This window comes from Exiguobacterium sp. s43 (assembly GCF_018617255.1).
GTDB lineage: Bacteria > Bacillota > Bacilli > Exiguobacteriales > Exiguobacteriaceae > Exiguobacterium > Exiguobacterium profundum.
Map to the genome: position 1 here is coordinate 546,646 of NZ_JACSJT010000001.1, position 22,876 is coordinate 569,521.

Here is a 22,876-nt window from a genome sequence, read left to right on the forward strand (position 1 = left end):
TTTTTGTCATACCTTGAATTGGCGAATCAGTGAATCAAGTTCTTCCATCTTTTGTTGCGACTGTTCCGTCGCATGGTTCAACTCGGCGAAGCGTTCGACGGACATCGTCACTTTTTCAGCAATTTCCTGCGTACCGAGCGCTCCGTTGTTGACGGTCGTCGCAACGTCCTGGATGACACCGATCATGTTCGACGTCAATTGTTCGAGCTCCCCGGCAGCGGCAGCGAACTCGGTCGCAGTCGTTTCGAAGCGACCTGCGTCCTCGCTATATTGTCCGGCTGCCTCTTCAAGTTGGTCATAATCTTTCAAGACGTTCGTGTCGAGGAAGTGGAGCATCTGTCCAGAGCTTTCATTCAAATGATCGACCGAATGAAGAACGGTCGTCGAGATGACTTGAATGCGTTCGACGGTCGCCCGGCTCGTTTCGGCGAGTTTTCGAATCTCGTCGGCGACGACGGCGAATCCACGTCCGGCCTCTCCGGCACGTGCCGCTTCGATCGAAGCATTGAGTGATAATAGGTTCGTCTGCGCGGCGATATCGAGGATGTCGTTCGTGAGCGTCGCGATCTCACGCACGGCTTTCGCATCTTGCATCGCTTTCTCTAAGTTTGTGCGTGTCGACTGAAGGACGCTGATGGCATTCTCTTTCGCCTCTACCGCATGTGACTTGAGGGAGAGGGCACGCTCATCGATTTGTCTCGCTTCGGTTTTCCGCTCATCGGCCATCGTCACGATATGATGAATCGTCCGCTCCATATCCGAGGCGGAAGCGTTCATCTCTTGAGCGCTCGCCGCCGTCTGTTGCATACCGGCGGTCAAATCCTCTGTCGTCGCAGCGGTCGTCGTCATGTACGTATCAAGTTCTTTCAACTCTTCGTACATATGGGTTGATTGTTTTGACACGCCAGTCGTCACGTCGTTCACTTGAAGAATCAACTGACGCAAGTTGGCGATGAACTGGTTAAAGTCGCGTGCGAGTCCGGCGAACTCATCGCGGCGCTTCACAGGGATTGACGTCGTCAAATCGCCTTCGCTCGTGGCGAGCTCACGCATCTTCGTCTTGAACTCTTTGAGTGGTTCAAAGATGGAGCGGAAGATGAAGAGCATCATGAGGATCGTCATGACAGCCGCGACCCCAAGGACGATGAATAGTGTGAGTTGTACTTGTTCAAACGACTTAGCCGCCGCCGCTGTGTCCGTCTGAATTTCTTCCCGGTTCAAGTTGACGAGTAGACCGAGAGAGTTCGAGAGCGTGTCAGCGCTTGCATCCGCTGTATCGCGAATATACGCTTCTGCGGCCTCTGTACCGTCTTCATTCGAAATACGAATGAGTTCATTCATGACCGTTTGGAAGTTATCCCAATTCGCACGGGCTTCATCGAAGAGCTGTTGATCTTCTTCCATGATAATCGTCGCTTCATAGCCGTCCATCCGTTGTTCCAAAATGGCGACGGATGCTTGAATATCCCGTTCGATGTTTTGTTTCGTCACGGCGTCATCCACGAGAGCGTGACGAATCAAATGACGACGGATTTCGAGCAGTTGCTTATCGACTTGATGAATCTGGTCCATGCCTGGCACCCAGGAAACGGTCATGTCTTCTTGAGCTGCTTTTGATGCGTTCAAGGCGTACCATGAGTAACCGCTTACACCGAGGAGTAGCACAAACATGATGCTAAACGCAGTGATGAGTTTATTCCGAATCGACATACGATTCCTCCTTACGAATCTTTTCTACCATTAGCATAATCAGAATCGCACATCGACCGTATAGCTGATTTCGAAAGCGGGTCAATATTCGGAGAAGATTTCCCTAGTTTCTCAAAAAGGAGACATTTTCTCACAAGATAGATTTCCTTTTTTGTCTTATGAAAAAGTGGTATGATAATGAACGATGTATTGAAAACTGTTGGAGGTGGGAATTTTGGCTCGTATTACAGAAGCTGAAGTTCGGCACGTCGCCGGACTTGCCCGACTTGCGATTACGGATGAAGAAGTGACGCACTTCACGGAGCAATTGACAAAAATTCTCGAGTTCGCCGAGCAACTCGATGAGCTGGATACAACGGGCGTCGAACCGACGACCCATGCCCTAGATTTGAAAAACGTACTACGCAAAGACGAGGTCCGTCCATCGCTTCCACGTGAGGAAGTCGAACGGATGGCACCTGACTGGGAGAACGGTCAAGTCCGTGTCCCTGCGGTCTTTGAGTAAGGAGGCCTTTCATGAGTTTATTTGACCACGGTGTAGCGAAACTGCATACGTTATTAAAAGAAGGCGAAGTCACGGTCACGGACCTCGTCAAAGAGTCGTTCGACCGCATCGAAGCGACGGATGATCAAATCGGTGCGTTTTTGACGCTCAATGAGGATGCGTTTGAGCAAGCGAAGCGCATGGATGAGCTCGCAAAAACGTCAGACAACCCGCTTTTCGGCATGCCGATCGGTGTGAAAGACAACATCGTTACAAAAGGGATGCGGACGACATGTGCCTCGACGTTCCTCGAGAACTTCGTCCCGGCACACGATGCGACGGTCGTCGAGCGTCTTCATGATGCGGGTGCCCTCACAATCGGGAAGTTGAACATGGACGAGTTCGCGATGGGTTCATCAAACGAGAACTCGGCGTTCAAGCCTGTCCGTAACCCATGGGATCCGACTCGTGTACCAGGAGGTTCTTCAGGCGGTTCAGCAGCATCGGTCGCAGCTGGGCAAGTCCTCTTCAGCCTCGGTTCGGATACGGGTGGTTCGATTCGTCAACCAGCCGCGTATTGTGGTGTCGTTGGGATGAAGCCGACATACGGTCTCGTCTCACGTTTCGGTCTCGTCGCCTTCGCGTCGTCACTTGATCAAATCGGCCCGCTCACGCGCACGGTCGAAGACAATGCTTACTTATTGAATACGATTGCGGGTCATTGCGACATGGACTCGACGTCGGCTGAGGTCGAGGTGCCGGACTATACGGCAGCGCTCAACCAGGATTTGACGGGCATGAAGTTCGCACTTCCGGAAGAGTTCATGGCAGAAGGTGTCGCGCCTGGCGTCCGTGAACAGATTGAAAAAGCGATCGAGACGCTCAAGTCTCTCGGTGCGACAATCGAGACGGTTTCGATTCCGTCTGTGAAGTATGCCCTCTCGGCGTACTACTTGCTCGCGTCGTCAGAAGCTTCTTCGAACTTGGCTCGTTTCGACGGTATCCGTTATGGACGTCGCGCCGAAGCGGACACGCTCGACGAAGTGTTCACATATTCGCGTGAACAAGGGTTCGGGGACGAGGTCAAACGCCGGATCATGCTCGGGACTTATGCCCTCAGCTCTGGTTACTATGATGCGTTCTACAAGAAAGCCCAACAAGTCCGTACCCTCATGAAGCAGGACTTCGCGAAAGTGTTCGAAGAGTATGATGCCATCGTTGGACCAACTGCTCCGACGACAGCTTTCAAACTCGGCGAACAGCTCGACGATCCGCTCACGATGTATGCGAACGATATCATGACGATTCCGGTCAACTTGGTCGGTATCCCGGCCATTTCGGTCCCGGCAGGTCTTTCAGAAGGACTTCCGGTCGGTCTTCAAATTATCGGGAACTACTTTGATGAATCAACACTTTACCGCGTGGCCCATGCTTTTGAACAAGCAAACGGCGGTTTCAAGATGCCACAGCTCTAAGGAGGACGTACGATGAACTTTGAAACGATCATCGGGATCGAGGTGCACGCCGAGCTGAGCACGAAGTCGAAGATTTGGTGTGGCTGCTCACGCACTTACGGTGCCGAAACGAATACACAGACGTGTCCGATTTGTCTCGGACACCCAGGCGTCTTGCCTAAATTGAACGAAGAAGCGGTCAACCTCGCCATCAAAGCGGCAATGGCACTCAACTGTGAGATTGCGACAGATACGAAGTTCGACCGCAAGAACTACTTCTACCCTGACACGCCGAAAGCATATCAAATCTCGCAGTTTGATAAGCCGATCGGTTCAAACGGTCACGTCGACGTCGAAGTAGACGGAGAGATGAAACGATTCCGCATCGAGCGCGTGCACTTGGAAGAAGATGCCGGGAAGATGAACCACACGGGCGAGAAGCACTCGGTCGTCGACTTCAACCGGACCGGTTCACCACTCATCGAGATTGTCAGTGAGGCAGACATGCGCTCACCGAAAGATGCGGTCGCGTATCTCGAGCGTTTGAAAGAAGTCCTCTCGTTCGCTGGCGTCTCGGACGTCAAGATGGAAGAGGGGTCACTTCGCTGTGACTGTAACATCTCGGTCCGTCCATTCGGGCAGGAGAAGTTCGGTACGAAGACAGAGCTCAAGAACTTGAACTCGTTCTCAAACGTCTTAAAGGCACTCGACTATGAAGAGACGCGTCATCGCAAATTGCTTCTTTCAGGTGGCGTCATGCGTCAAGAGACGCTCCGTTACGACGAAGCGGCGAAAAAGACGATTCTCATGCGTGTTAAAGAAGGGGCAGCGGACTACCGTTACTTCCCAGAACCGGACCTCGTCCGTCTCGAAATCGATGAGGCATGGAAAGAGCGCATCCGCGCGACGATTCCAGAGATGCCGGCAGCTCGTCGTGAACGCTACATGAGCCAATACGGTCTCTCGGCATACGACGCAAAAGCCCTCACGTCAACGCGAGAGTTCTCGGACTTCTTCGAAGCGACGACAGCGGCCGGTGCGGAGCCGAAAGCGGCAGCGAACTGGCTCATGGGTGAAGTGCTCGGTCACTTGAACAAGTCGAATGAAACGGTCGAGACGATGAAGTTGACACCGGAATCACTCGCCGAGCTCATCCGCTTGATCGCAGAAGGGACGATTTCATCGAAAATCGCGAAGCGTGTCTTCACGGCGATGATGGAAGAAGGCGCTGATCCGAAAGCGTATGTGGAAGCGAACGGACTCGCCCAAATCTCGGACGAGAACTTACTCCGTGGCTACATCCTCGAATTGTTCGAGGCGCATCCGCAAATGATCGAAGACTTCAAGAACGGGAAAGACCGTGCGAAAGGCTTCATCATCGGCCAAATCATGAAACAGACGAAAGGGATGGCGAACCCGGCACTCCTCGATGGCTTGTTCCACGAAGAGATCGCAAAACGCTAAGCAGGCGGCGAGACACTTGTGTCTCGCTTTTCGCTCGAGTTGAGCATAGGGGAGAGAATCAATATGCAACGGAAACGTGCGCGGGTCATTTATAACCCGACATCTGGTAAAGAAGTGATCAAACGGGAACTCCCGTACATTTTGAACCGCCTCGAGGATGCGGGTTATGAGACGTCGACGTATGCGACGAAAGCGATTGGTGATGCCACGCTCGAAGCAAAACGGGCCTCAGCGGCCGAGTTCGACCTCATCATCGCCGCAGGCGGAGACGGGACATTGAACGAAGTCATCTCAGGGCTCGCCCCGCTAGAGAATCGTCCGACGATCGGACTCATTCCGGTCGGGACGACGAACGACTTTGCCCGGGCGATGCGGATTCCACTAAGTGTGGTCGGTGCACTCGACGTCATCTGTGACGGATTCGAGATGCCGGTCGACCTTGGGGAAATCGAAGGCGAGAAAGGTGACATTCACTATTTCATCAATATCGCCGGTGGCGGCATCATGACCGAGCTCTCGTATGAGGTGCCATCGAAGTTGAAGACAGCACTCGGGCAGCTCGCGTATTACGTGAAAGGGATGGAGAAACTGCCTCTCATCAAACCGACGTATATCGAGCTCGAACACGATGAAGGAACGTTCCAAGGCGAGGTCATGGTCTTCCTCACATCGAACTCGAACTCGGTCGGTGGATTTGAAAAAATCTCACCACACGCGTCGTTGAATGACGGGTTGTTCGATCTGTTCATTTTGCGGAAATGTAACTTGTTCGAATTCATCCACGTCGTCCGTTTACTCCTTCGGGGTGAGCACTTATCAAGCTCACTCGTCGAGCATGTGAAGACGAGCCGCGTCCGGATGAAGACGACCGAGCCGATGAGTCTCAACATCGACGGTGAGTACGGCGGGGAATGCACAGGTGAAATGCGGAACTTATTCCGTCACTTGACGGTGCTCGCGCCGAACGCCCGAATTCGCGAGATGGAAGATTTGAATGCACAATATGAACGCGAACAGATGATCAAGCAATTGTTCAATGTTTCGCTCGATAAAGCAGAGTGAAAAGATAGGAATGACGACATCTGTCATTCCTATTTGCAATGGAAGGAGCATTCGTATGCTACCAGTGAAAAAGAATGATCGTCTCGACGTCCACGTCCACGACTTGACCCATGAAGGGGCGGGTGTGGCACGTGTCGACGGCTATACGTTGTTCGTCCCGAACGCGTTACCGGGTGAGACGGTCGAAATCGTCGTGACGAAGACGAACAAGCAGTATGGGTTCGCCCGATTGTTGAACGTGAAAGAAGCGAGCGCCGACCGCGTCGAGCCACCGTGCCCGATTTTTTATCAGTGTGGCGGCTGTCAGCTGCAACACTTCAGTTATGAAGGACAACTTCGCCAGAAACGAGAACGTGTCGTCGATGCGCTCAAGCGTCTTGGTCAGTTCGACGTGCCGGTCCATGACACGATCGGGATGCCAGAACCTTGGCGCTACCGCAACAAGGCGCAAGTCCCGTTCAAACAAGAAGGAGACCGTCTCGTTTCAGGCTTCTATCGTCCTCGTTCCCATGATATCGTCGAGATGAGCGAATGTTTGATTCAAGATGAGCGCAATGATCAGGCGATCCAAGTCGTCCGTGATGTGTTGGATGCTCGCGGTGTGCCGGCGTATGACGAGAAGACAGGACGTGGGGTCATCCGTCACGTCATGGCCCGTTACGGGTACCATTCGGGTGAACTCATGATCGTCCTTATCACGAAGACGACGAAATTAAAAGGCGTGAATGAGATCGTCGCCGATATCGTCGAGCGTCTCCCAGACGTGACGTCGATCATGCAAAACGTCAACCCGGACAAGACGAACGTCATCCTCGGAGCGACGAACAAGTTGCTCTATGGTCATGAGACGATTGAGGATAAAATCGCAGGACTCACATTCACGATTTCTCCGCACTCGTTCTTCCAAGTCAACCCGGTCCAAACGGAGAAGTTGTACGGGAAAGCGCTGGAGTACGCACAACTGTCAGGTACGGAACAAGTCGTCGATGCCTATTGCGGCATCGGGACGATCAGTCTGTTCCTTGCTCGGAAAGCAGCGCATGTGTACGGTGTCGAAGTCGTACCGGAAGCGATTGAAGACGCGAAACAGAATGCGCTCGTCAATGAGATCGATAACGTGACGTACGCATGTGGTGCGGCGGAAGATGTGCTTCCAGAGTGGAAGAAAGACGGTGTGAACCCGGATGTGATCGTCGTCGATCCACCACGTAAAGGATGTGCCGAATCGTTCCTTGAGACGATGGTCGAGATGGGACCGAAGCGAATCGTATACGTCTCCTGTAACGTCGCAACACAGGCGCGTGATATGCGTTACCTCGCCGACCGTGGCTATCGCTTGATGGAAGTGACACCGGTCGACATGTTCCCGCATACGGCGCATGTGGAGACGGTGGCGTGGTTGGAGAAAGTAGAATAAGATGAATGTATCATGCCTTCGATTGAATCAATCGGGGGCTTTTTTTGCAAACAGTCGAAAGGAGAGTCGGAGATGAGGAAAATCATTGTTCTGGAACACCTGTCGTTAGACGGTGTGATTCAAGCACCAGGTGGGAGAGAAGAAGATTTGAGTGGGGATTTCATGCATGGGGGATGGACGGAGCCGTTTTCGAGTCAAGAGCTTGGAATTTGGATTCGGACGCAAATGCATAGTGAGTTTGATTTGTTGCTCGGTCGAAAGACATATGATCAGTGGGCGAGTTATTGGCCGAATCACGATGACATTTGGCCGGAAGCCAACCGGGCGATGAAGTATGTGGTCACGCGGCAGTCAACGGACTCACGATGGGAATCAACGACGTTTCTGACAGAGCCAGTCGAAGCGTTGAAACGACTCAAACAAGAAGAGGGACCCGATTTACACGTCTGGGGAAGCGGGGAACTCGTGCACACGCTACTCGCAAACAATCTCATCGATGAAGTTCGACTGATCGTGTATCCCATCATCATCGGGTCAGGCAAACGACTTTTCCCAGACGGCAACATCTTGCCACTGCAACTTGACGTGATTGAGCAACAGCTGATGCCAAACGGGGTCCATGTCGTTCGGTATGGACGCCTTCAATCGGAAGGGGAGAAGAGATGAGAATCGAGCAACACCTCGAAATGACCGTATCAGAATCGATGGATAAGGAGCTAACTGAGCTATTACAACATGCGTTTCCCTCAATTTATCCGAATCGCCGCTACTTCAAGCAATTACCCCATTTCCGACTCATCGCGTATGAAGACGAACGGATCATTGGACAAGTCGGGTTAGACTTTCGTGTGATGAATATGAACGGGGAATCGATTCACGTGCTCGGCATCATCGATCTGTGTGTCCGGGAAGAAGTTCGGGGACGTGGGGTCGGACGGGCACTGATGGAAAAAGTCATTGCTCTTGGGGAAACGTACCCCATCGATTTTCTTCTGTTATTCGCAGACCGACCAGACCTCTACGAACGCATCGGGTTTCACACGGTATCTAACACATGCACGTGGCTTCAAATCAATGACGAGAATCAGACGATACGAGGGATCGGGGAGGCGTCGTTTGAAGAATTGATGATTCGTCAGGTGGGAGACAAACGATGGAGCGACGGAACACTCGATTTGCTTGGATATTTATACTAGGGGGATATCGATGAATCTTGAACAAGTGACAAAAATGTATGAGACGTATGCACAAAAAATCGGGGACCGAAAACAAGTGTATGAAACGATTGCTGATACTTTTGACGTAAAGCAGGCGCTCTATCCAGGGAGTCACGTCGACGTCGCCCCTTCCCTCGTCATCCCTCATGTCATCTATGTCGACAGTTTCAAAGGGACGATTCGTTTCTTCAAGCAAATTGAAACGGTACAGGAGCTGATGGATCAACGAAAGGAATATGATGAGCCGTGTACGATTGAATTTTTTGGTCAGGACTATACGCAGCCGCTCGACATCGAACCCGTTGACTTGATCATCTCGCAATATGCGGGGTTTGTCGGTCAGGCGACGAAACAATATTTGAAGCCGCGTGGCATCTTGCTCTGTAACGATAGCCATGGAGATGCGACGTTGGCGCAATTCGATAAAACGTTCGAGCTGATTGGGGTCATGGGAAGTACAAATGAACTCATTCAGACAGGGCTCGACGATTATTTCCGATTGCCGAAAGGGAAAGACGTCGATGTAGCCGAAGTGAAGAAGACGATGAAAGGTCCAATGTATACGAAGTCAGTTGAGAATTATGTGTTTCAAAAAAGGAGGGATTGAATGAAGCAATATACGATTCGAACTCGTAACGTCCCGCTTTCCCTGCATGACGCGGTCATCACGGAAGCGACTTTTATGGGTTCGACAATCCGTCTCGTTTTTGCGGATGGCATCCGTGACTTGTTCAAGAAAGAAGCGGTATGGACGGGACGTGCCGTCGTGACAATCTCGAACGTAGACCGGGATTCTTCGTCGCTCGTCCGCTTCGGTGAATCGTCTTATTCGGTATGTCCGATCGAACAATTGGGTCAGTTTGTTAAAATGGGGCGCTTCGAAATCATCGATGAACTGTACGGATATCGGCAACTATTGTTCCGCTGCATGTGGTTGACCGATATGATGTGTGAGGCGGTGGAGCTGAGTCTATCCCATTCAAGTGAGCTCGTCATCCGATGGGAAGACGAGCCGTCCGAAGCGATGTATGAATCTGAATCATTTTGAGGCAAGTGTGAGACCGACATGATCGGCGACCGCTCGCGCAACATCTTGTTTTGATAGGTGATCTGTTACAATTTTTTCTGCATGGATTTCAGATTGAAATGCGGACTGGCAGCGAACAATCTGCGCTTTCCCCCAAGAGTTGAACCATTCGAAACGTTTATTCAATCGTTTCACGAGCGTTTGTCGATGCGCTTCGAGGATCAAATGACGTACGTCGATCCCGTCCCGCTGAAGCCGACCGATGATTTCGTCTACATACATTGCGTCCACCAATGTCATGGGAACGAGGATGACCCCATCGAAGGACGTGGCAATCTTCGACAACATCCGATAGTTGAACTCCCGCCATTCCGGATGGTGCTGAAAATCGGGCTGTTGAAGGCTTTTTGGCAATTGGTTCCGAATGAAAAAGCCGACTTGTTCCGGGTCATAGAGAAACGCGTTCGGCAACTGTTTCTCAAGTAGCTTGGCACAGGTTGTCTTGCCCGAGCCGAATGCACCGTTAATCCATATAATCATCAAAGTCCCCCCATTTTTCATCATGTCGTCTTGCAATTATAACGTATAGTTGAGTTTGCAGAATCCTATAGATTGACTAAAGGAGATTGAAACATGTTATCGATTGATGTATATGTTGTCCATGCTTTTTCAAAAGATGGAGAAGGAGGGAATGCGGCTGGGGTCGTATTACATGCAGATGCCTTAACCGAATTAGAAATGAAACAGATTGCGAAGAAGGTCGGTTACAGTGAGACTGCCTTCGTGAGTCAATCGCATCATGCGGATGTCCGCGTCCGTTTTTTCACACCTGAAGAGGAAGTCGACCTCTGTGGTCATGCAACGATTGCAACGTTTCATGTATTGAAAGAACAAGGTCTACTTGGGAGTGGACGATTTACACAAGAGACGAGAGCTGGTGTGTTAGAGGTCGAGATCCGAAACGATTTGACTATTATGATGCAGCAGCGACTCCCAGAATTTTTACCCGTGACAAATCATCAAGAAATTGCTGATTCACTTAAGGTTCCGCTTGAGGTATTAGATGATCGTTTTCCGATTCTGATCGGTTTCACTGGACTCCGGGATATCCTGATTCCTATCAAATCGCTTACTGAACTATTGTCTATTCAACCGGACTTCGAAAAAGTGAAGGAAATCAGTCGACAATCTGACGTGGTTGGGTACCATCTTTTCACTCTTGAAACGATGGAGGATGGCATCGCCCATACACGAAATTTTGCGCCACTATATGGAATCGATGAAGAATCTGCCACTGGAACGTCGAACGGTGCGCTGGCTTGTTATCTGTTCGAGCAATCTCTTGTTTTGAAGAAGTCGTCTACGCTTGTCATGGAGCAAGGATATGGAATGAAACTTCCGTCAGAAATTTTGGTAGAACTAACTGTAGCAGGAGAAGAAATCTCACACGTCACGGTTGGAGGAAAGGCGACTACTCTGAGCGTACAACATCTTGATTTCTAGGAACTCAAAAGACGAGCCGCGGCTCGTCTTTTTCATGCTGTCTTAGGATTAGGTGATTCTGTTTCTCGTAACGCATCGACTCGTTTGTATTCTTCAGTATCGGTCCACAGCTCGTCTTTCAACGGGTTGAGACGTCGTTTCATAATACGTGATACCTGCATGACGGCGAGCACGACGTTGAGGGCAAGACTGATGAGTGCGAGCGTCCAGTTCGCTGCCGGATTATACGAGACGCTCACGTTGAACGTACTGCCGACCGCAAAGAAGTAAGGGAAGGTCATGACCCACATCATCCAAATCGAGAGCGTTTGGGCACGGTTCTGCATCCATGTTCCTTTCGCCCAAAGGAGGGCAGGGATGGTCGCGGCAATGTTTAACGCAAATCCGGAATAAAATGCGTTACCTGGTGCACACGAATAGACGTAGGAGATGTTCCAGATTCCATATGCGATGATCCACAATTTCGTCTGGTCCGGCCAAATCATATCGACTCGCTTACCGGACGTCGCAAAGATACCGAACCAGCCACAAATGGTGAGGATGTTCAAAATTCCGGCGAAGGCGTTGACGTAGTTCCACCCACCGGAGATGTAATTCATACCGTCGACGACCCCATCAAATCCCATGAAGCCGACTTGAAACTCCCGTATAACGGCCTCCATGATATTGATGGCAAGAATGGCCGGGACGAGTACTAAATACCAAGGATGTTTCTTATGGTAGTTCGTGAAGCGGATGACCATGTAGATGAGCGCGCCGGCGAGTGCCGAATACACCTTCACCCAATGGAACCACGACGTGATTTCCGAATCGACGACAAACAACCAGATTGGAGTCAGTGCGATCGGTAACGCCATGAACATAAGTTGGCTCGCCCGTTTACCAGAACGGACGAACTCGTTAAACCCCATCAGCAGTCCAAGGACGACGAACCACATGACGACGTTATACCAAGGCATTGATTCGAAGAAAAACATAACATGACACTCCTTTCGAAAATGAGATAAACAGAAATAAATGCAGTGACTAAACATACCGAACGTTCGTTATGTTTATGTGAAAAGTGTAACAAACTATTGTAAGCGCTGTCAATAGGGGGTGGGAGCTCACATGGAAGTGTCGAAAGTTTGCCACATCATTATGGTATAATGAGCGTTGAAAACAGAGGAGGGTGCGAGATGATGATGAACGAAGGAAAGTTGAAAATCTTACAAGCTGCGCGTGAAATCATCGTCGAACAGGGCATCAAAGGCACGACGCTCCGAGGGATTGCGGAGCGGGCCGGATTCAGTACGGGTGCGATTTATCATTACTACACGTCCAAAGAGGCGATTCTATATGACGTGATGGACGAGGGGCTCGGTGAGGTAAAACGCATTGAGACCGTCTCCCATGACGATCGAAAGGAAGCGGCGGTGATTATTCAGGAAATCTATGAAGGTATGCAGGAGCGCCTTCAAAAAGATGCGGAGAGCCGACTTCAATTTTATCTCGCCCACGAAGCGATGATTGGCAATGAGGACATCGAACAAAAGTTCAGAGAGAAATATCAAGACTGGATTACACGGATTGAGGCGATCTTTGTACGGGCTTACGGAGTCGAGCAAGGGCCGATGACTCAGGCGGTCGCCACATGGACGATGGCCGGGATTGACGGGATGGTGCTCCAGACGCTACTTCGCACGGGAACGATTGAACCGGAATACACGAATCGTGTGCTTCATTATTTATTGACCGAAGGATTCCCGCACTTTTTTCAACTCATTCGCTCGAAAGAAACGGATCATGAGTAATGTCAGTTGATACAATCCGACGGACATAATAGAATAGATGAGTGATTTTGTTGGACTGTATGGATGAAAGGAACTGATTTTACGATGAAAGAAAACTTTTGGCGCGACCTTCCGCGTCCGTTCTTTATACTTGCCCCGATGGAAGATGTGACCGATGTCGTCTTCCGTCATGTCGTCGCCCACGCGGGACGCCCGGACGTCTTCTTCACAGAATTCGCGAACTCGGACAGCTATTGCCATCCGGAAGGAAAAGGTAGCCTCCGTGGTCGTTTGACGTTCACTGAGGACGAACAGCCGATGGTCGCCCACATCTGGGGAGACAATCCGGAATATTTCCGTCAAATGAGTATCGGGATGGCCGAGATGGGCTATAAAGGACTCGATATCAATATGGGTTGCCCGGTCCCGAACGTGGCGAAACGTGGGAAGGGGAGCGGTCTTATTCTCCGTCCGGAAGTTGCGGCTGAGCTCATTCAAGCAGCAAAAGCCGGTGGTCTCCCTGTCAGCGTCAAAACGCGACTCGGCTACGCGAAGCTCGATGAGTGGCGTGACTGGTTGACGCATCTCTTGAAACAAGACATCGCCAACTTGTCGATTCACTTGCGCACGCGCAATGAGATGAGTAAAGTCGACGCGCACTGGGAAATGATCCCGGACATCGTGAAGTTGCGGGACGAGATCGCCCCGGATACGCTCATCACCATCAACGGGGACATCCTCGACCGTCAAATGGGACTCGAGCTCGTTGAGAAATACGGGGTCGATGGTGTCATGATCGGTCGCGGGATTTTCAAGAACCCGTTCGCGTTCGAGAAAGAGCCTCGCGAACACTCGATGGAAGAACACCTTGATCTATTGCGTCTGCAACTGGACCTTCAGGATAAATTCCAAGAAGACGTGCCGCGTTCGATTTCGAACTTGCACCGTTTCTTCAAGATTTATGTCAAAGGATTCCGTGGGGCGAGCGAGCTCCGTCATAACTTGATGGAAACGAAATCGACGGATGAGGTACGAGCGTTACTCGATGCCTTTGTCGAGAAATATCATGAAGAAGAGGCAGCACTCGCTGAGGCGGTCTCGACAGTCGAATAGTTTTTTGAAGGGGGTCAGTGAATACTGGGTCCCTTTTTTATATGAAAAATAGTAGATGACGATGAAACGTTTCATATGGTCGATTCGTATGTAATGAGTGGAAAGAAGAGGAGGGGCGAATGGCGCGAATCAGTAGTCGGGCTTGGACTTGTATTTGGCACGGTTAGCGGAATCGTCATCTCTTCATTAGTTGATTTTCCGTTTATATATGGTATTGTCATCGGTTCAATCATCGGATATGTGATTGGTCTTTTCATATCCATTCGTGCGATGAAACGATAGCGACCCATTACTAAAACAAGAGGGGGCTTTCACATGAGTGAATTCCAATTTATTGTGAGCGATCACCCACTAAAAGAAGTCGAAAATCCATATGTCGAGTTCTTATCTATCAACGAGGCCATCCAAAAAGGCATCGTGTTGCCTGACATTCTGACAGACGTCGAGGACCTCGACCGTGATGAAAAGATTTTGATGAACGTCGAGTCGGAAGAGCAACTTGACGAGATTGAGATTAAACATAGTCTCTATTATGCGATGGAGAACGTCGAGGCGTATTCTTCAAAACCGCACGTAGTAGAGTTGCGTTGGCGTTATTCCGATGCGAGAGCAGAACAGCTCGTCGAATATATAACCGACCATTTGAAGACGGCGGAGGAAATCGAGATTTGGAAAGTGTGGGTCGATGAACAGACCAAGCCGAAAGTTCAATCCATCAAGCTCGACGAGTTGACGATAGATGCATTACGATTCTTAGGCGAAGTCGGATTCGTACGACCGGAGTGCCTTCGAGTTACAACATCCTCATCCGCATGCAAATAACGTATTGTCCTCCCTGACGAGATTTCTCGTTAGGGATTTTTGATTTCTCACCTCACTTGAATAAAGACTGCTATATTATGGGGAGAAGAGTCAGGAGGGAATACCATGCATATTCTAATCGTAGAAGACGACCGGACGATCGCCTCCGGTCTCCAATATTCACTCGAACAAGAACAATTTAGAACAACGTTATGCCAAAACGTGGCTGACGCGACGCTTATGATTGAACAACAGTTACATACAATTGATTTATGCCTCTTTGATTTGTCACTGCCAGATGGGAGTGGATATGACTTATGTCGGCTCGTGAAGCAACAACAAGACATCCCTGTCATCTTTCTGACGGCATTCGATGATGAAGTGAATGTGGTGATGGGACTCGATATGGGAGCGGACGACTACATCACGAAACCGTTCCGTGTCCGAGAACTCGTTTCACGAATTCACTCGGTACTTCGTCGATACAATAAAAACGTACGCTCGCCTCTGTTGACGATTGGTCCAGTTGAAATCAATACGCAAGATGCAAAAGTAAAAAAGAATGGGGACGAAATTTTGTTGACAGCGCTCGAGTATCGTTTGTTGCTCATCTTTGGGAGGCATAAAGGGCAAGTGTTGTCACGGACCCAGCTACTCGATCAGATTTGGGATGTGGGTGGGGAATTCGTGAACGATAATACGTTGACCGTTTATATTAAGCGACTCCGCGAGAAACTAGAGGATGATCCACAACATCCGATGCTTATTACGACGGTGCGTGGAATCGGATACAAGGTGGAGCGTTAATATGTTGCGAAACCAAGAAATAAGAATATACTTGTTCACTTGTCTATTTTTTATTGGAATAGCTGTAGGTATTGCCGTCTTATTCATGTCCATAGAGACGGCCGTTCTGGTCGTCCTATTAGCAATCATACTTTTCGGCGTTACGTATCGTTTCACGGCATGGCGTTATCGAGAAATCGAGCAGCTCTCTGGATATCTTCAAGAAATCAGTAATGGCAACTATACATTGGATGTCCGTGATAATCGCGAAGGGGAGCTCAGTTTGTTAAAGAGCCAACTCTACAAAGTGACGAAAATGCTATCTGAACAAGGCGCGCATCTTGAAGAAGATAAACAGAAGTTAACGGATGCGATCTCCGATATCTCCCATCAATTGAAGACACCGCTCACCTCGATGACCGTCATGGCGGATCTCCTCAGTGACCCTCGTCTATCCGAGGAAAAGCGTCAAGAATTCACCCATAACGTACAAGTACAACTTGAACGAATGGAGTGGCTCTTGTCTTCTCTTCTCAAACTATCAAAAATTGATGCCGGGACAATACATTTCAAGCGCGAATTGGTATCTGTCCCTGCGCTCATTGAAGCCGTAGCGGAACCGATGCTCGTACCGATTGATATTAAAATGCAACGACTCCATGTTCAAGGCGAAAAAGATGTTACATTCGAGGGTGATTTGAAGTGGACGACAGAGGCACTCATCAACATCTTAAAAAATTGCGTGGAGCATACGCCGGAACAGGGCGACGTATTCATCGAGTTTAGTGAAAATACGCTGTATACAGAAATTGTGATTCGTGACACGGGGATTGGCGTCGCAAAACAAGACCTCCCGTACATTTTCCAACGGTTTTATAAAGGTATGAATGCGAGCGAAGAAAGTGTCGGGATTGGGCTTGCCATGGCACACAGTATCATTATGAGCCAGGAAGGTGAGTTGACTGTTCGAAGCGAACCTGGGGTCGGAACGGATTTTCATATTCGCTTCTATAAAGCAGTTGTCTGACCGCTAAGTGACGAAATCGTCACTTTCGAGTCACAGACGAGTCACACTCACTCGGTACACTCGAAGTAGATCAAGTACTGGAGGGTGCAAACATGAACATATTAGAAGTGCAAAACTTATCGAAAGTATACGGCAAGGACGAGATGGAGGTCAGAGCGCTCGATGACGTCTCGTTCACGGTGAAGAAAGGTGAATTTGTCTGTATCGTCGGGCCTTCGGGTTCGGGGAAATCGACATTGTTGCATTTACTTGGTGGTGTCGATGTGCCGACGAGTGGACAGGTGTTGATTGATCAAACAGACATTTATGCATTGGACGAGACGCAGCTTGCCATTTTCCGTCGTCGACAAATCGGTTTGATTTATCAGTTTTATAACTTGATTCCGATTTTAACGGTCGAAGAGAACATCACGTTACCGATGCTATTAGATGAACAAAAAGTGGATATCGCTCACTTGGAACGCATCATCGGCATCTTGGGCTTGTCAAACCGATTGACCCATTTACCAAATCAATTATCGGGAGGGCAACAGCAGCGCGTTTCCATCGGTCGGGCACTGATTAGTAATCCAGCTATTATCTTAGCCGACGAGCCGACAGGAAACTTGGATAGTCAAAATAGTGAAGAAATCATGAGCCTGTTAAAACTGTTCAATAAGAAATTCAATCAAACGCTCATCATCATTACCCATGACGAGCGGATTGCCTTACAGGCGGATCGTATCATTTCGATTGAAGATGGCAAGATTGCGAAGAATGAGGTCGTCCGCGCATGAACATCATCAATAAAATGACACTTCGGCATTTGCGCGAGAACAAACGACGCTCGCTTGTTACAATCATCGGAGTCATCATCTCTGTATCGATGATTACAGCTGTCACAACGCTCGGATCTTCTTTTTTGGATTTGATGATTCGTCAAGACATCGCAGATAACGGAGAATGGCATGTTCAGTATCTAGATACAAACGAAAAGCAAGTCGAAGCTATTCGGGATGATGCGAACACGAAGGCTGTCATCCTTTCAAATGATGGTTATGCTCAACTAGAAGAGTCACAAAATGCTTACAAACCATACTTATATGTTCGAAACTATAACACATCCGGATTGAAGAGTTTTCCAATTGACTTGACTGAGGGGCGTCTACCGGAAAAAGAAGGCGAAGTCATCATTTCAGAAGGGATTCGCCAAAATGCCCTCGTCACCTATAACATCGGTGATGAATTGACACTTGAGATTGGAGAGCGGATTGATCCGTCATCAGGTCACGTGTTGACACAAAATGATGGTTTGATCCGAGAAGATGAGACGATTCTCGAACAATTAAACGTTGAGGATACGGTGACATTGACGGTTGTTGGAACGATTGCTCGACCTGACTGGGAACCGACTTGGTCGCCAGGGTATACAGTCGTCGGATTCATCGATGATCAAGAATTGAATGGAGCAAGAGTCGATACGTTCGTCGCCTTGAACGATGTAGACAACTCGATTTATTCGGAAGCGAAACAGTTGATGACCGAACAGAACATAGAACGTGTCGCCTACAATTCCTCGTTGCTTCGTTATTATGGAGTGACAAATGACGATGGCTTGCGTAAAACGCTATATGGATTTGGTGGAATCATCATGGCGGTCATTGTGATCGGTTCGATTTCTCTAATCTATAACGCATTCGCCATCAGTGTGTCGGAGCGTTCTCGTTACCTCGGAATGTTGGCAAGTGTCGGGGCTACGAAGCGACAAAAGCGGAACTCGGTCTATTTTGAAGGGATGGTTATTGGGGGAATTAGCATTCCACTCGGTATCCTGGCGGGAATTACGGGTATTGCGTTCACATTCCTATTCATCAATGCATTTGCCGAAAAAGCGTTAAACGTGACGGAGAAGTTTGAAGTTGTCGTCACACCGATTACTTTACTATTAACTCTCTTCATTTCGAGCGTAACCATTTTCATTTCCTGCTATCTTCCGGCGCGTCGAGCCTCAAAGATTTCTGCGATTGACGCCATTCGTCAAACGCAAGATGTACGATTGACGTCAAAACAAGTGAAGACGTCAAAACTAGTTCGTCGTCTTTTCGGTTTAGAAGCAGAGATTGGGTTGAAGAATACGAAGCGCAACCGTAAACGGTATCTGGTTACCGTCTTCTCGCTCGTCATCAGTATCGTCCTGTTTTTAGTGGTCAGTTACTTCACTGATCGTCTCGAACAGTCCCTTGACATGTCTCAAGCAGACTATGATTTCGATATTCTTGTGAATGGTTCAACGCTTGATCAAAATGATTTACGACGTTATGAATCGTTAGATCATGTGACGAACGGAACATATTTTGAAAATGCAACGGTCCAAACGATGGTCAGCAAATCTCAATTACCGAGTGCGATTACCAAGAACGAGAATTTGGCATCAACGATCGTTGACGGAAAATTTATGTACTACGTATCCCTCTATCAATTAGATGATGAAAGTTTCAATGCGTACTTGAAACAAATCGGAGCGCCTGTCAGTCGTTTTGAAGACGGGGACGTACCAGGAGCCGTCTTGATTGATGAGATCTCGTATCAAGACATGGATCAGAAAAAATTCATCACTTCAGAGACGGTCGAAACAGAAATCGGTGATACGTTTGAATTGAGGGACGAGAATGCAACGGGCGACGCGGCACCGCTTAAAACGATTCAAGTTGGCGCAATGACAGATATCGCCCCGACCGGTGTGATGACAGGTTCTCTTGGATGGCTAGATGTGATAGTACGAGAAGGGACGTTTGAAGAAGACGCAATCGGGGATTTGATGAAACAATCGAGTCCGTCAATCGCGTTGAATACAGATGACCCCGAGGACACACAACAAGTGATTGAAGCGGAACAGAATTTGGATTTGTATGTCTTTAACGTATCGGAACAACGGGAACAACAAGAACAGATGTTGTTACTTTTATCAATATTTGTGTATGGGTTTATCGTGCTAATTTCGCTAATTTCGATTGCGAACATTTTTAATACGATTTCAACGAGCGTCTCACTTCGTCGTCGTGAGTTTGCGATGCTTCGTTCAGTTGGGATGACACCGAAAGGATTCAATAAGATGGTGTACTATGAAAGCATTTTTTATGGGGTGAAAGCCCTTGCGTATGGGATTCCCGTCAGTCTTCTCATCATGTACCTCATCTATCGAGCGCAAATCAATACGTTTGATGCTCCGTTTACCTTGCCGTGGAATAGCATTCTGTTTGTCGTCATCATGATTTTCATGATTGTGGGTGCCTCGATGCTATATTCCGTTTCAAAAATAAAGAAAGATAACATTATCGACCGATTGAAACAAGAAAATGATTAAGTAGATTATTGAAAAATTCATAATAAACCATGAAGTACACAACAAGGGGCTCAGTACATGCTGAGTCCCTTTTTTATGATGTCATGACAAACAAAACACGATTGCCAAAACGATACGAAGAACGACCAAAATAAAAATATTTTGTCACAGCTCTTGTTAATTAACCAAAAATAGGATATTTTTGATATATCGGATGACGATATAACGAAGAACGATACAAAGGAGCGGGATACGTGACACAACAGTCAAGTACAGGCGCATTAACCGAGGCGGTTTATTATATATTATTATCTCTGCAAGTCCCGAGGCATGGGTATGGGATGATGCAATTCGTTCAAGAATTGAGTAATGGGCGGGTCCAACTCGCGCCAGGTACGTTATACGGCGCCCTCAGTAGTCTAGTAGAGCGAGGTTGGATTCGGGCGCTCGAAGGTACGGGGCGGAAGAAAGAGTATGAAATCACGGCAACTGGTCGAGAGGCACTTCGGTCGGAATTAAGGCGACTAGAAGAACTGGTGCAGCACGGACATGAATGGACGAAGGAGTTGGATACATGAAGACGAAAACGGTCTATCGCATCTTTGTTGATTATGAGAAGGAAGAGAAGTGGCTCAATGAGATGGCTCAAACCGGTTGGGCGCTCGAATCCTTTCGTTTGATGCGATATGTGTTCAAACAAGTTGAACCTGGGACGTTCACGTATCGAATCGAATTGTTGTCCAACTTACCTTCTCACCCCGAGTCGAAGGCGTATATGGAATTCTTAGATGAAGTTGGAGTCGAAGTGGTCGATACGTCGTATCGGTGGATCTTTTTACGAAAACGAACGAGTGACGGACCGTTCCAATTGTATTCGGATTTTGATTCGATGATTCAGCGGGAGAAACGAATCATCCAACTGTATGGAGCAGTGGGACTCGCCAATTTTGTTGTGGTGATAGCGAATCTTTCCAATCCATATGCGCAGTGGACCATCCTATTGAACATAGCTGTCGTCGCGATGTTGGCTTATGCGGTCCAACATCATACTCGGAAAGTTAGGACACTAAAAGGTCTCAAAGCGATTGGAGAGATGAAGTCGTCAGATTGAGCGCATAGGTTAGGAGGAGCAAGATGGATTCACCAGAATGGAAAGATTGTATCATTTGTTTTGGGTTGATTGCGGGGACGACACTCGGTGTAATCCTCTCGTTCTTCTTTCATATTCAATTGACATATGGGATTGCGAGCGGGGCGATGATTGGCTACATTGGCGGGCTTGTCGTATCGATTTGGAAGCAATGATGAATCAGGATAACATTCCTCGTCTCGATGACGAGGTTTTTTTGATAGATTGTGACGGATGATATGAGATTGGGATCTATAGTTATAGAGGGGTTATTACGAAGGGGGTAACTGGATGGATGACCAGGTCATCATCGATTGGTACTGGGAACGATCGGAGTATGCGATTGTCGCGACGAAGAAGAAATACGGAAGCTATTGTCATCGTGTTTCTTATAATATTCTACAGAATCGCGAAGACACAGAGGAGTGTTTGAACGATTTATATATGAAAGCGTGGGAGTCGATCCCGCCGACACGTCCGCTTCGACTCGGTGCGTATTTGACGAAGATCGTGCGAAATCTCGCACTACAGCGTTATAAGAAGAATCATGCAAAAAAACGTGGCGGTGGGGAAGTACCGCTCGTCTATGAAGAACTAGAACATGTCCTTACGGAATCGATGAAAGACGAAGACCTCGTCGACGTGTTGAATGAATTTCTAGCAGACCTACCTCGACTGACAAGGGTGATGTTCATGCAACGTTATTTCTATTTACACTCGATTCAAGAAATTGCAACGACACATCAGCTCGGTGAGAGCCATGTCAAAATGACCTTGAAGCGCACGCGGGATGCGTTACAGCGAGCGCTTGAAGCAGAAGGCGTTCGCGTATGAAAAGTGAGCAGATCCTTCGACTACTCGGGGAAGTCGATGACCGGTATATAGAGGAATCGATGATGATAGAGCGAAAACCTTATCAACGACTGAAATGGGGAGGGGGACTCCTCATCGCTGTCGCTGCGGGATTCATGCTCTTCACATCGAATGTCTGGAACGAACAAATCCCGCTATCCACGGATTCTACTGCGACTTCCGTTCACATTGTCGATCAATCAAAAGTAAAACCAGATATTTCCGAGGAAAATATGATGGAGATGACAGAGGATGAACTATTCTCAAAATGGGATCCGGTCGTGGTCAGAGGAACGGTCACGGATATTTGGCATATCGAGATTGACTTCAACGGAGAGACAGAATATCAGTCTCTTACCAAGATACACGTATCCAATGTGTATCGTGGGGATGTGCAAGTCGGGCAAGATTTGATTGTTCGTGCTGATGCCATCAAGGAAACCGGACAGACAACAGATGCGTCCGTTATCTCGCACGTGAAACAAGGCATGGAAGGGATTTTCATGCCGATTCCATACGATGACGAGTTTGTCTGGGAACAAAATGAAGCAACACTTCGATTGAAAGACATTGCCGATTACGGTTTTCCGGATGGGGAACGCTATCTGTTTTTAGATACGCCGAACGGATTGTTGTTCGAGCGGGATGCTTACCCCTCCTTACAAGGTTTGGACTCACTCGATGAAGTAGAGCACTGGATGATGACGCGATTTTCAGAATAATGGAGAACTCAAAT

26 protein-coding genes are annotated in these 22,876 nt (G+C 48.5%); 23 read left to right on the top strand and 3 right to left on the bottom strand.

What is annotated here, in order from left to right:
* Nucleotides 1–6: 6 nt before the first annotated feature.
* The gene (locus KNO79_RS02805) at nucleotides 7–1,710 is read right to left on the bottom strand and encodes a methyl-accepting chemotaxis protein (RefSeq protein ID WP_214690589.1); all 1,704 of its coding nucleotides are present in this window, start codon (nucleotides 1,708–1,710) and stop codon (nucleotides 7–9) included.
* 214 nt (nucleotides 1,711–1,924) lie between these two features.
* Between KNO79_RS02805 and gatC the strand changes: the two genes are divergently transcribed.
* The 9 genes from gatC (at nucleotide 1,925) to KNO79_RS02850 (ending at nucleotide 9,856) form a co-directional block, all read left to right on the top strand.
* Nucleotides 1,925–2,215, top strand: a complete 291-nt coding sequence (gatC, locus tag KNO79_RS02810; RefSeq protein ID WP_012727041.1) for an Asp-tRNA(Asn)/Glu-tRNA(Gln) amidotransferase subunit GatC — start codon at nucleotides 1,925–1,927, stop codon at nucleotides 2,213–2,215.
* An 11-nt stretch (nucleotides 2,216–2,226) separates the two neighbouring features.
* Nucleotides 2,227–3,669 carry an Asp-tRNA(Asn)/Glu-tRNA(Gln) amidotransferase subunit GatA gene (gene gatA, locus KNO79_RS02815; protein ID WP_074036114.1) on the top strand — a complete coding sequence of 481 codons (1,443 nt, stop codon included), beginning with the start codon at nucleotides 2,227–2,229 and terminating at the stop codon, nucleotides 3,667–3,669.
* A gap of 12 nt (nucleotides 3,670–3,681) precedes the next feature.
* Nucleotides 3,682–5,112, top strand: a complete 1,431-nt coding sequence (gene gatB / locus KNO79_RS02820) for an Asp-tRNA(Asn)/Glu-tRNA(Gln) amidotransferase subunit GatB (RefSeq protein ID WP_211782444.1) — start codon at nucleotides 3,682–3,684, stop codon at nucleotides 5,110–5,112.
* A gap of 63 nt (nucleotides 5,113–5,175) precedes the next feature.
* A complete protein-coding gene (locus KNO79_RS02825; protein WP_012727038.1) occupies nucleotides 5,176–6,174 on the top strand; it encodes a diacylglycerol kinase in 999 nt (332 codons plus the stop codon).
* A gap of 55 nt (nucleotides 6,175–6,229) precedes the next feature.
* Nucleotides 6,230–7,591: a 23S rRNA (uracil(1939)-C(5))-methyltransferase RlmD gene (gene rlmD, locus KNO79_RS02830; RefSeq protein ID WP_214690590.1), complete on the top strand. Its 1,362-nt coding sequence runs from the start codon at nucleotides 6,230–6,232 to the stop codon at nucleotides 7,589–7,591.
* A gap of 72 nt (nucleotides 7,592–7,663) precedes the next feature.
* Nucleotides 7,664–8,257 carry a dihydrofolate reductase family protein gene (locus KNO79_RS02835; protein WP_214690591.1) on the top strand — a complete coding sequence of 198 codons (594 nt, stop codon included), beginning with the start codon at nucleotides 7,664–7,666 and terminating at the stop codon, nucleotides 8,255–8,257.
* Nucleotides 8,254–8,787, top strand: a complete 534-nt coding sequence (locus KNO79_RS02840) for a GNAT family N-acetyltransferase (protein WP_214690592.1) — start codon at nucleotides 8,254–8,256, stop codon at nucleotides 8,785–8,787. Before KNO79_RS02835 ends, KNO79_RS02840 begins: the two co-directional genes overlap by 4 nt.
* Before the next feature lie 10 nt (nucleotides 8,788–8,797).
* Nucleotides 8,798–9,415 carry a hypothetical protein gene (locus tag KNO79_RS02845; RefSeq protein ID WP_214690593.1) on the top strand — a complete coding sequence of 206 codons (618 nt, stop codon included), beginning with the start codon at nucleotides 8,798–8,800 and terminating at the stop codon, nucleotides 9,413–9,415.
* The gene (locus tag KNO79_RS02850) at nucleotides 9,416–9,856 is read left to right on the top strand and encodes a hypothetical protein (RefSeq protein ID WP_214690594.1); all 441 of its coding nucleotides are present in this window, start codon (nucleotides 9,416–9,418) and stop codon (nucleotides 9,854–9,856) included.
* On the opposite strand, the gene KNO79_RS02855 is transcribed toward KNO79_RS02850, so the two are convergent.
* On the bottom strand, nucleotides 9,848–10,375 hold the full coding sequence (locus tag KNO79_RS02855) for an AAA family ATPase (RefSeq protein WP_214690595.1): 528 nt from the start codon (nucleotides 10,373–10,375) through the stop codon (nucleotides 9,848–9,850). The two genes, KNO79_RS02850 and KNO79_RS02855, sit on opposite strands and share 9 nt — an antisense overlap.
* A 93-nt stretch (nucleotides 10,376–10,468) precedes the next feature.
* Between KNO79_RS02855 and KNO79_RS02860 the strand changes: the two genes are divergently transcribed.
* Nucleotides 10,469–11,338: a PhzF family phenazine biosynthesis protein gene (locus tag KNO79_RS02860; RefSeq protein WP_214690596.1), complete on the top strand. Its 870-nt coding sequence runs from the start codon at nucleotides 10,469–10,471 to the stop codon at nucleotides 11,336–11,338.
* 32 nt (nucleotides 11,339–11,370) lie between these two features.
* Here the strand turns inward: KNO79_RS02860 and KNO79_RS02865 are convergent, their stop codons facing one another.
* Nucleotides 11,371–12,315, bottom strand: a complete 945-nt coding sequence (locus KNO79_RS02865) for a DUF5692 family protein (protein WP_074036132.1) — start codon at nucleotides 12,313–12,315, stop codon at nucleotides 11,371–11,373.
* Nucleotides 12,316–12,516: 201 nt separating this feature from the next.
* Between KNO79_RS02865 and KNO79_RS02870 the strand changes: the two genes are divergently transcribed.
* The 13 genes from KNO79_RS02870 (at nucleotide 12,517) to KNO79_RS02930 (ending at nucleotide 22,862) form a co-directional block, all read left to right on the top strand.
* The gene (locus KNO79_RS02870) at nucleotides 12,517–13,131 is read left to right on the top strand and encodes a TetR/AcrR family transcriptional regulator (protein WP_214690597.1); all 615 of its coding nucleotides are present in this window, start codon (nucleotides 12,517–12,519) and stop codon (nucleotides 13,129–13,131) included.
* A gap of 84 nt (nucleotides 13,132–13,215) precedes the next feature.
* On the top strand, nucleotides 13,216–14,223 hold the full coding sequence (locus tag KNO79_RS02875) for a tRNA dihydrouridine synthase (RefSeq protein ID WP_374193976.1): 1,008 nt from the start codon (nucleotides 13,216–13,218) through the stop codon (nucleotides 14,221–14,223).
* A 75-nt stretch (nucleotides 14,224–14,298) separates the two neighbouring features.
* Nucleotides 14,299–14,505, top strand: coding sequence for a hypothetical protein (locus KNO79_RS02880; protein WP_214690598.1), 207 nt, complete (start codon nucleotides 14,299–14,301; stop codon nucleotides 14,503–14,505).
* A 33-nt stretch (nucleotides 14,506–14,538) separates the two neighbouring features.
* Nucleotides 14,539–15,045: a hypothetical protein gene (locus KNO79_RS02885; protein WP_214690599.1), complete on the top strand. Its 507-nt coding sequence runs from the start codon at nucleotides 14,539–14,541 to the stop codon at nucleotides 15,043–15,045.
* A gap of 105 nt (nucleotides 15,046–15,150) precedes the next feature.
* Entirely contained in the window at nucleotides 15,151–15,831 is a 681-nt protein-coding gene (locus KNO79_RS02890; protein ID WP_214690600.1) for a response regulator transcription factor, read from the top strand.
* A 1-nt stretch (nucleotide 15,832) separates the two neighbouring features.
* The gene (locus tag KNO79_RS02895; RefSeq protein ID WP_214690601.1) at nucleotides 15,833–16,837 is read left to right on the top strand and encodes a sensor histidine kinase; all 1,005 of its coding nucleotides are present in this window, start codon (nucleotides 15,833–15,835) and stop codon (nucleotides 16,835–16,837) included.
* A gap of 92 nt (nucleotides 16,838–16,929) precedes the next feature.
* Entirely contained in the window at nucleotides 16,930–17,613 is a 684-nt protein-coding gene (locus KNO79_RS02900) for an ABC transporter ATP-binding protein (RefSeq protein WP_074033830.1), read from the top strand.
* Entirely contained in the window at nucleotides 17,610–20,180 is a 2,571-nt protein-coding gene (locus tag KNO79_RS02905) for an ABC transporter permease (protein WP_214690602.1), read from the top strand. Before KNO79_RS02900 ends, KNO79_RS02905 begins: the two co-directional genes overlap by 4 nt.
* 233 nt (nucleotides 20,181–20,413) lie before the next feature.
* On the top strand, nucleotides 20,414–20,737 hold the full coding sequence (locus KNO79_RS02910) for a PadR family transcriptional regulator (RefSeq protein ID WP_196431056.1): 324 nt from the start codon (nucleotides 20,414–20,416) through the stop codon (nucleotides 20,735–20,737).
* Entirely contained in the window at nucleotides 20,734–21,270 is a 537-nt protein-coding gene (locus KNO79_RS02915; RefSeq protein WP_214690603.1) for a DUF2812 domain-containing protein, read from the top strand. Before KNO79_RS02910 ends, KNO79_RS02915 begins: the two co-directional genes overlap by 4 nt.
* Before the next feature lie 23 nt (nucleotides 21,271–21,293).
* Nucleotides 21,294–21,464 carry a hypothetical protein gene (locus tag KNO79_RS02920; RefSeq protein ID WP_159562700.1) on the top strand — a complete coding sequence of 57 codons (171 nt, stop codon included), beginning with the start codon at nucleotides 21,294–21,296 and terminating at the stop codon, nucleotides 21,462–21,464.
* Between the two features lie 115 nt (nucleotides 21,465–21,579).
* A complete protein-coding gene (locus KNO79_RS02925) occupies nucleotides 21,580–22,122 on the top strand; it encodes an RNA polymerase sigma factor (RefSeq protein ID WP_078147384.1) in 543 nt (180 codons plus the stop codon).
* Nucleotides 22,119–22,862, top strand: coding sequence for a hypothetical protein (locus tag KNO79_RS02930; protein ID WP_214690604.1), 744 nt, complete (start codon nucleotides 22,119–22,121; stop codon nucleotides 22,860–22,862). The genes KNO79_RS02925 and KNO79_RS02930 overlap by 4 nt, the downstream gene beginning before the upstream one ends.
* The last annotated feature ends 14 nt before the right edge of the window (nucleotides 22,863–22,876 follow it).

Excerpts from the sequence above, each read along its gene's own strand:
- gatA (WP_074036114.1), top strand. The coding sequence starts at position 2,227 with ATGAGTTTATTTGACCACGGTGTAGCGAAACTGCATACGTTATTAAAA.
- KNO79_RS02880 (WP_214690598.1), top strand. The coding sequence starts at position 14,299 with ATGGTCGATTCGTATGTAATGAGTGGAAAGAAGAGGAGGGGCGAATGG.
- KNO79_RS02915 (WP_214690603.1), top strand. The coding sequence starts at position 20,734 with ATGAAGACGAAAACGGTCTATCGCATCTTTGTTGATTATGAGAAGGAA.
- KNO79_RS02825 (WP_012727038.1), top strand. The coding sequence starts at position 5,176 with ATGCAACGGAAACGTGCGCGGGTCATTTATAACCCGACATCTGGTAAA.
- KNO79_RS02865 (WP_074036132.1), bottom strand. The coding sequence starts at position 12,315 with ATGTTTTTCTTCGAATCAATGCCTTGGTATAACGTCGTCATGTGGTTC.
- KNO79_RS02850 (WP_214690594.1), top strand. The coding sequence starts at position 9,416 with ATGAAGCAATATACGATTCGAACTCGTAACGTCCCGCTTTCCCTGCAT.
- KNO79_RS02845 (WP_214690593.1), top strand. The coding sequence starts at position 8,798 with ATGAATCTTGAACAAGTGACAAAAATGTATGAGACGTATGCACAAAAA.
- KNO79_RS02895 (WP_214690601.1), top strand. The coding sequence starts at position 15,833 with ATGTTGCGAAACCAAGAAATAAGAATATACTTGTTCACTTGTCTATTT.
- KNO79_RS02860 (WP_214690596.1), top strand. The coding sequence starts at position 10,469 with ATGTTATCGATTGATGTATATGTTGTCCATGCTTTTTCAAAAGATGGA.
- KNO79_RS02885 (WP_214690599.1), top strand. The coding sequence starts at position 14,539 with ATGAGTGAATTCCAATTTATTGTGAGCGATCACCCACTAAAAGAAGTC.
- KNO79_RS02805 (WP_214690589.1), bottom strand. The coding sequence starts at position 1,710 with ATGTCGATTCGGAATAAACTCATCACTGCGTTTAGCATCATGTTTGTG.
- KNO79_RS02855 (WP_214690595.1), bottom strand. The coding sequence starts at position 10,375 with ATGATTATATGGATTAACGGTGCATTCGGCTCGGGCAAGACAACCTGT.
- KNO79_RS02870 (WP_214690597.1), top strand. The coding sequence starts at position 12,517 with ATGATGATGAACGAAGGAAAGTTGAAAATCTTACAAGCTGCGCGTGAA.
- KNO79_RS02900 (WP_074033830.1), top strand. The coding sequence starts at position 16,930 with ATGAACATATTAGAAGTGCAAAACTTATCGAAAGTATACGGCAAGGAC.
- KNO79_RS02930 (WP_214690604.1), top strand. The coding sequence starts at position 22,119 with ATGAAAAGTGAGCAGATCCTTCGACTACTCGGGGAAGTCGATGACCGG.
- KNO79_RS02875 (WP_374193976.1), top strand. The coding sequence starts at position 13,216 with ATGAAAGAAAACTTTTGGCGCGACCTTCCGCGTCCGTTCTTTATACTT.
- KNO79_RS02920 (WP_159562700.1), top strand. The coding sequence starts at position 21,294 with ATGGATTCACCAGAATGGAAAGATTGTATCATTTGTTTTGGGTTGATT.
- KNO79_RS02835 (WP_214690591.1), top strand. The coding sequence starts at position 7,664 with ATGAGGAAAATCATTGTTCTGGAACACCTGTCGTTAGACGGTGTGATT.
- rlmD (WP_214690590.1), top strand. The coding sequence starts at position 6,230 with ATGCTACCAGTGAAAAAGAATGATCGTCTCGACGTCCACGTCCACGAC.
- KNO79_RS02905 (WP_214690602.1), top strand. The coding sequence starts at position 17,610 with ATGAACATCATCAATAAAATGACACTTCGGCATTTGCGCGAGAACAAA.
- KNO79_RS02890 (WP_214690600.1), top strand. The coding sequence starts at position 15,151 with ATGCATATTCTAATCGTAGAAGACGACCGGACGATCGCCTCCGGTCTC.
- KNO79_RS02925 (WP_078147384.1), top strand. The coding sequence starts at position 21,580 with ATGGATGACCAGGTCATCATCGATTGGTACTGGGAACGATCGGAGTAT.
- gatB (WP_211782444.1), top strand. The coding sequence starts at position 3,682 with ATGAACTTTGAAACGATCATCGGGATCGAGGTGCACGCCGAGCTGAGC.
- KNO79_RS02840 (WP_214690592.1), top strand. The coding sequence starts at position 8,254 with ATGAGAATCGAGCAACACCTCGAAATGACCGTATCAGAATCGATGGAT.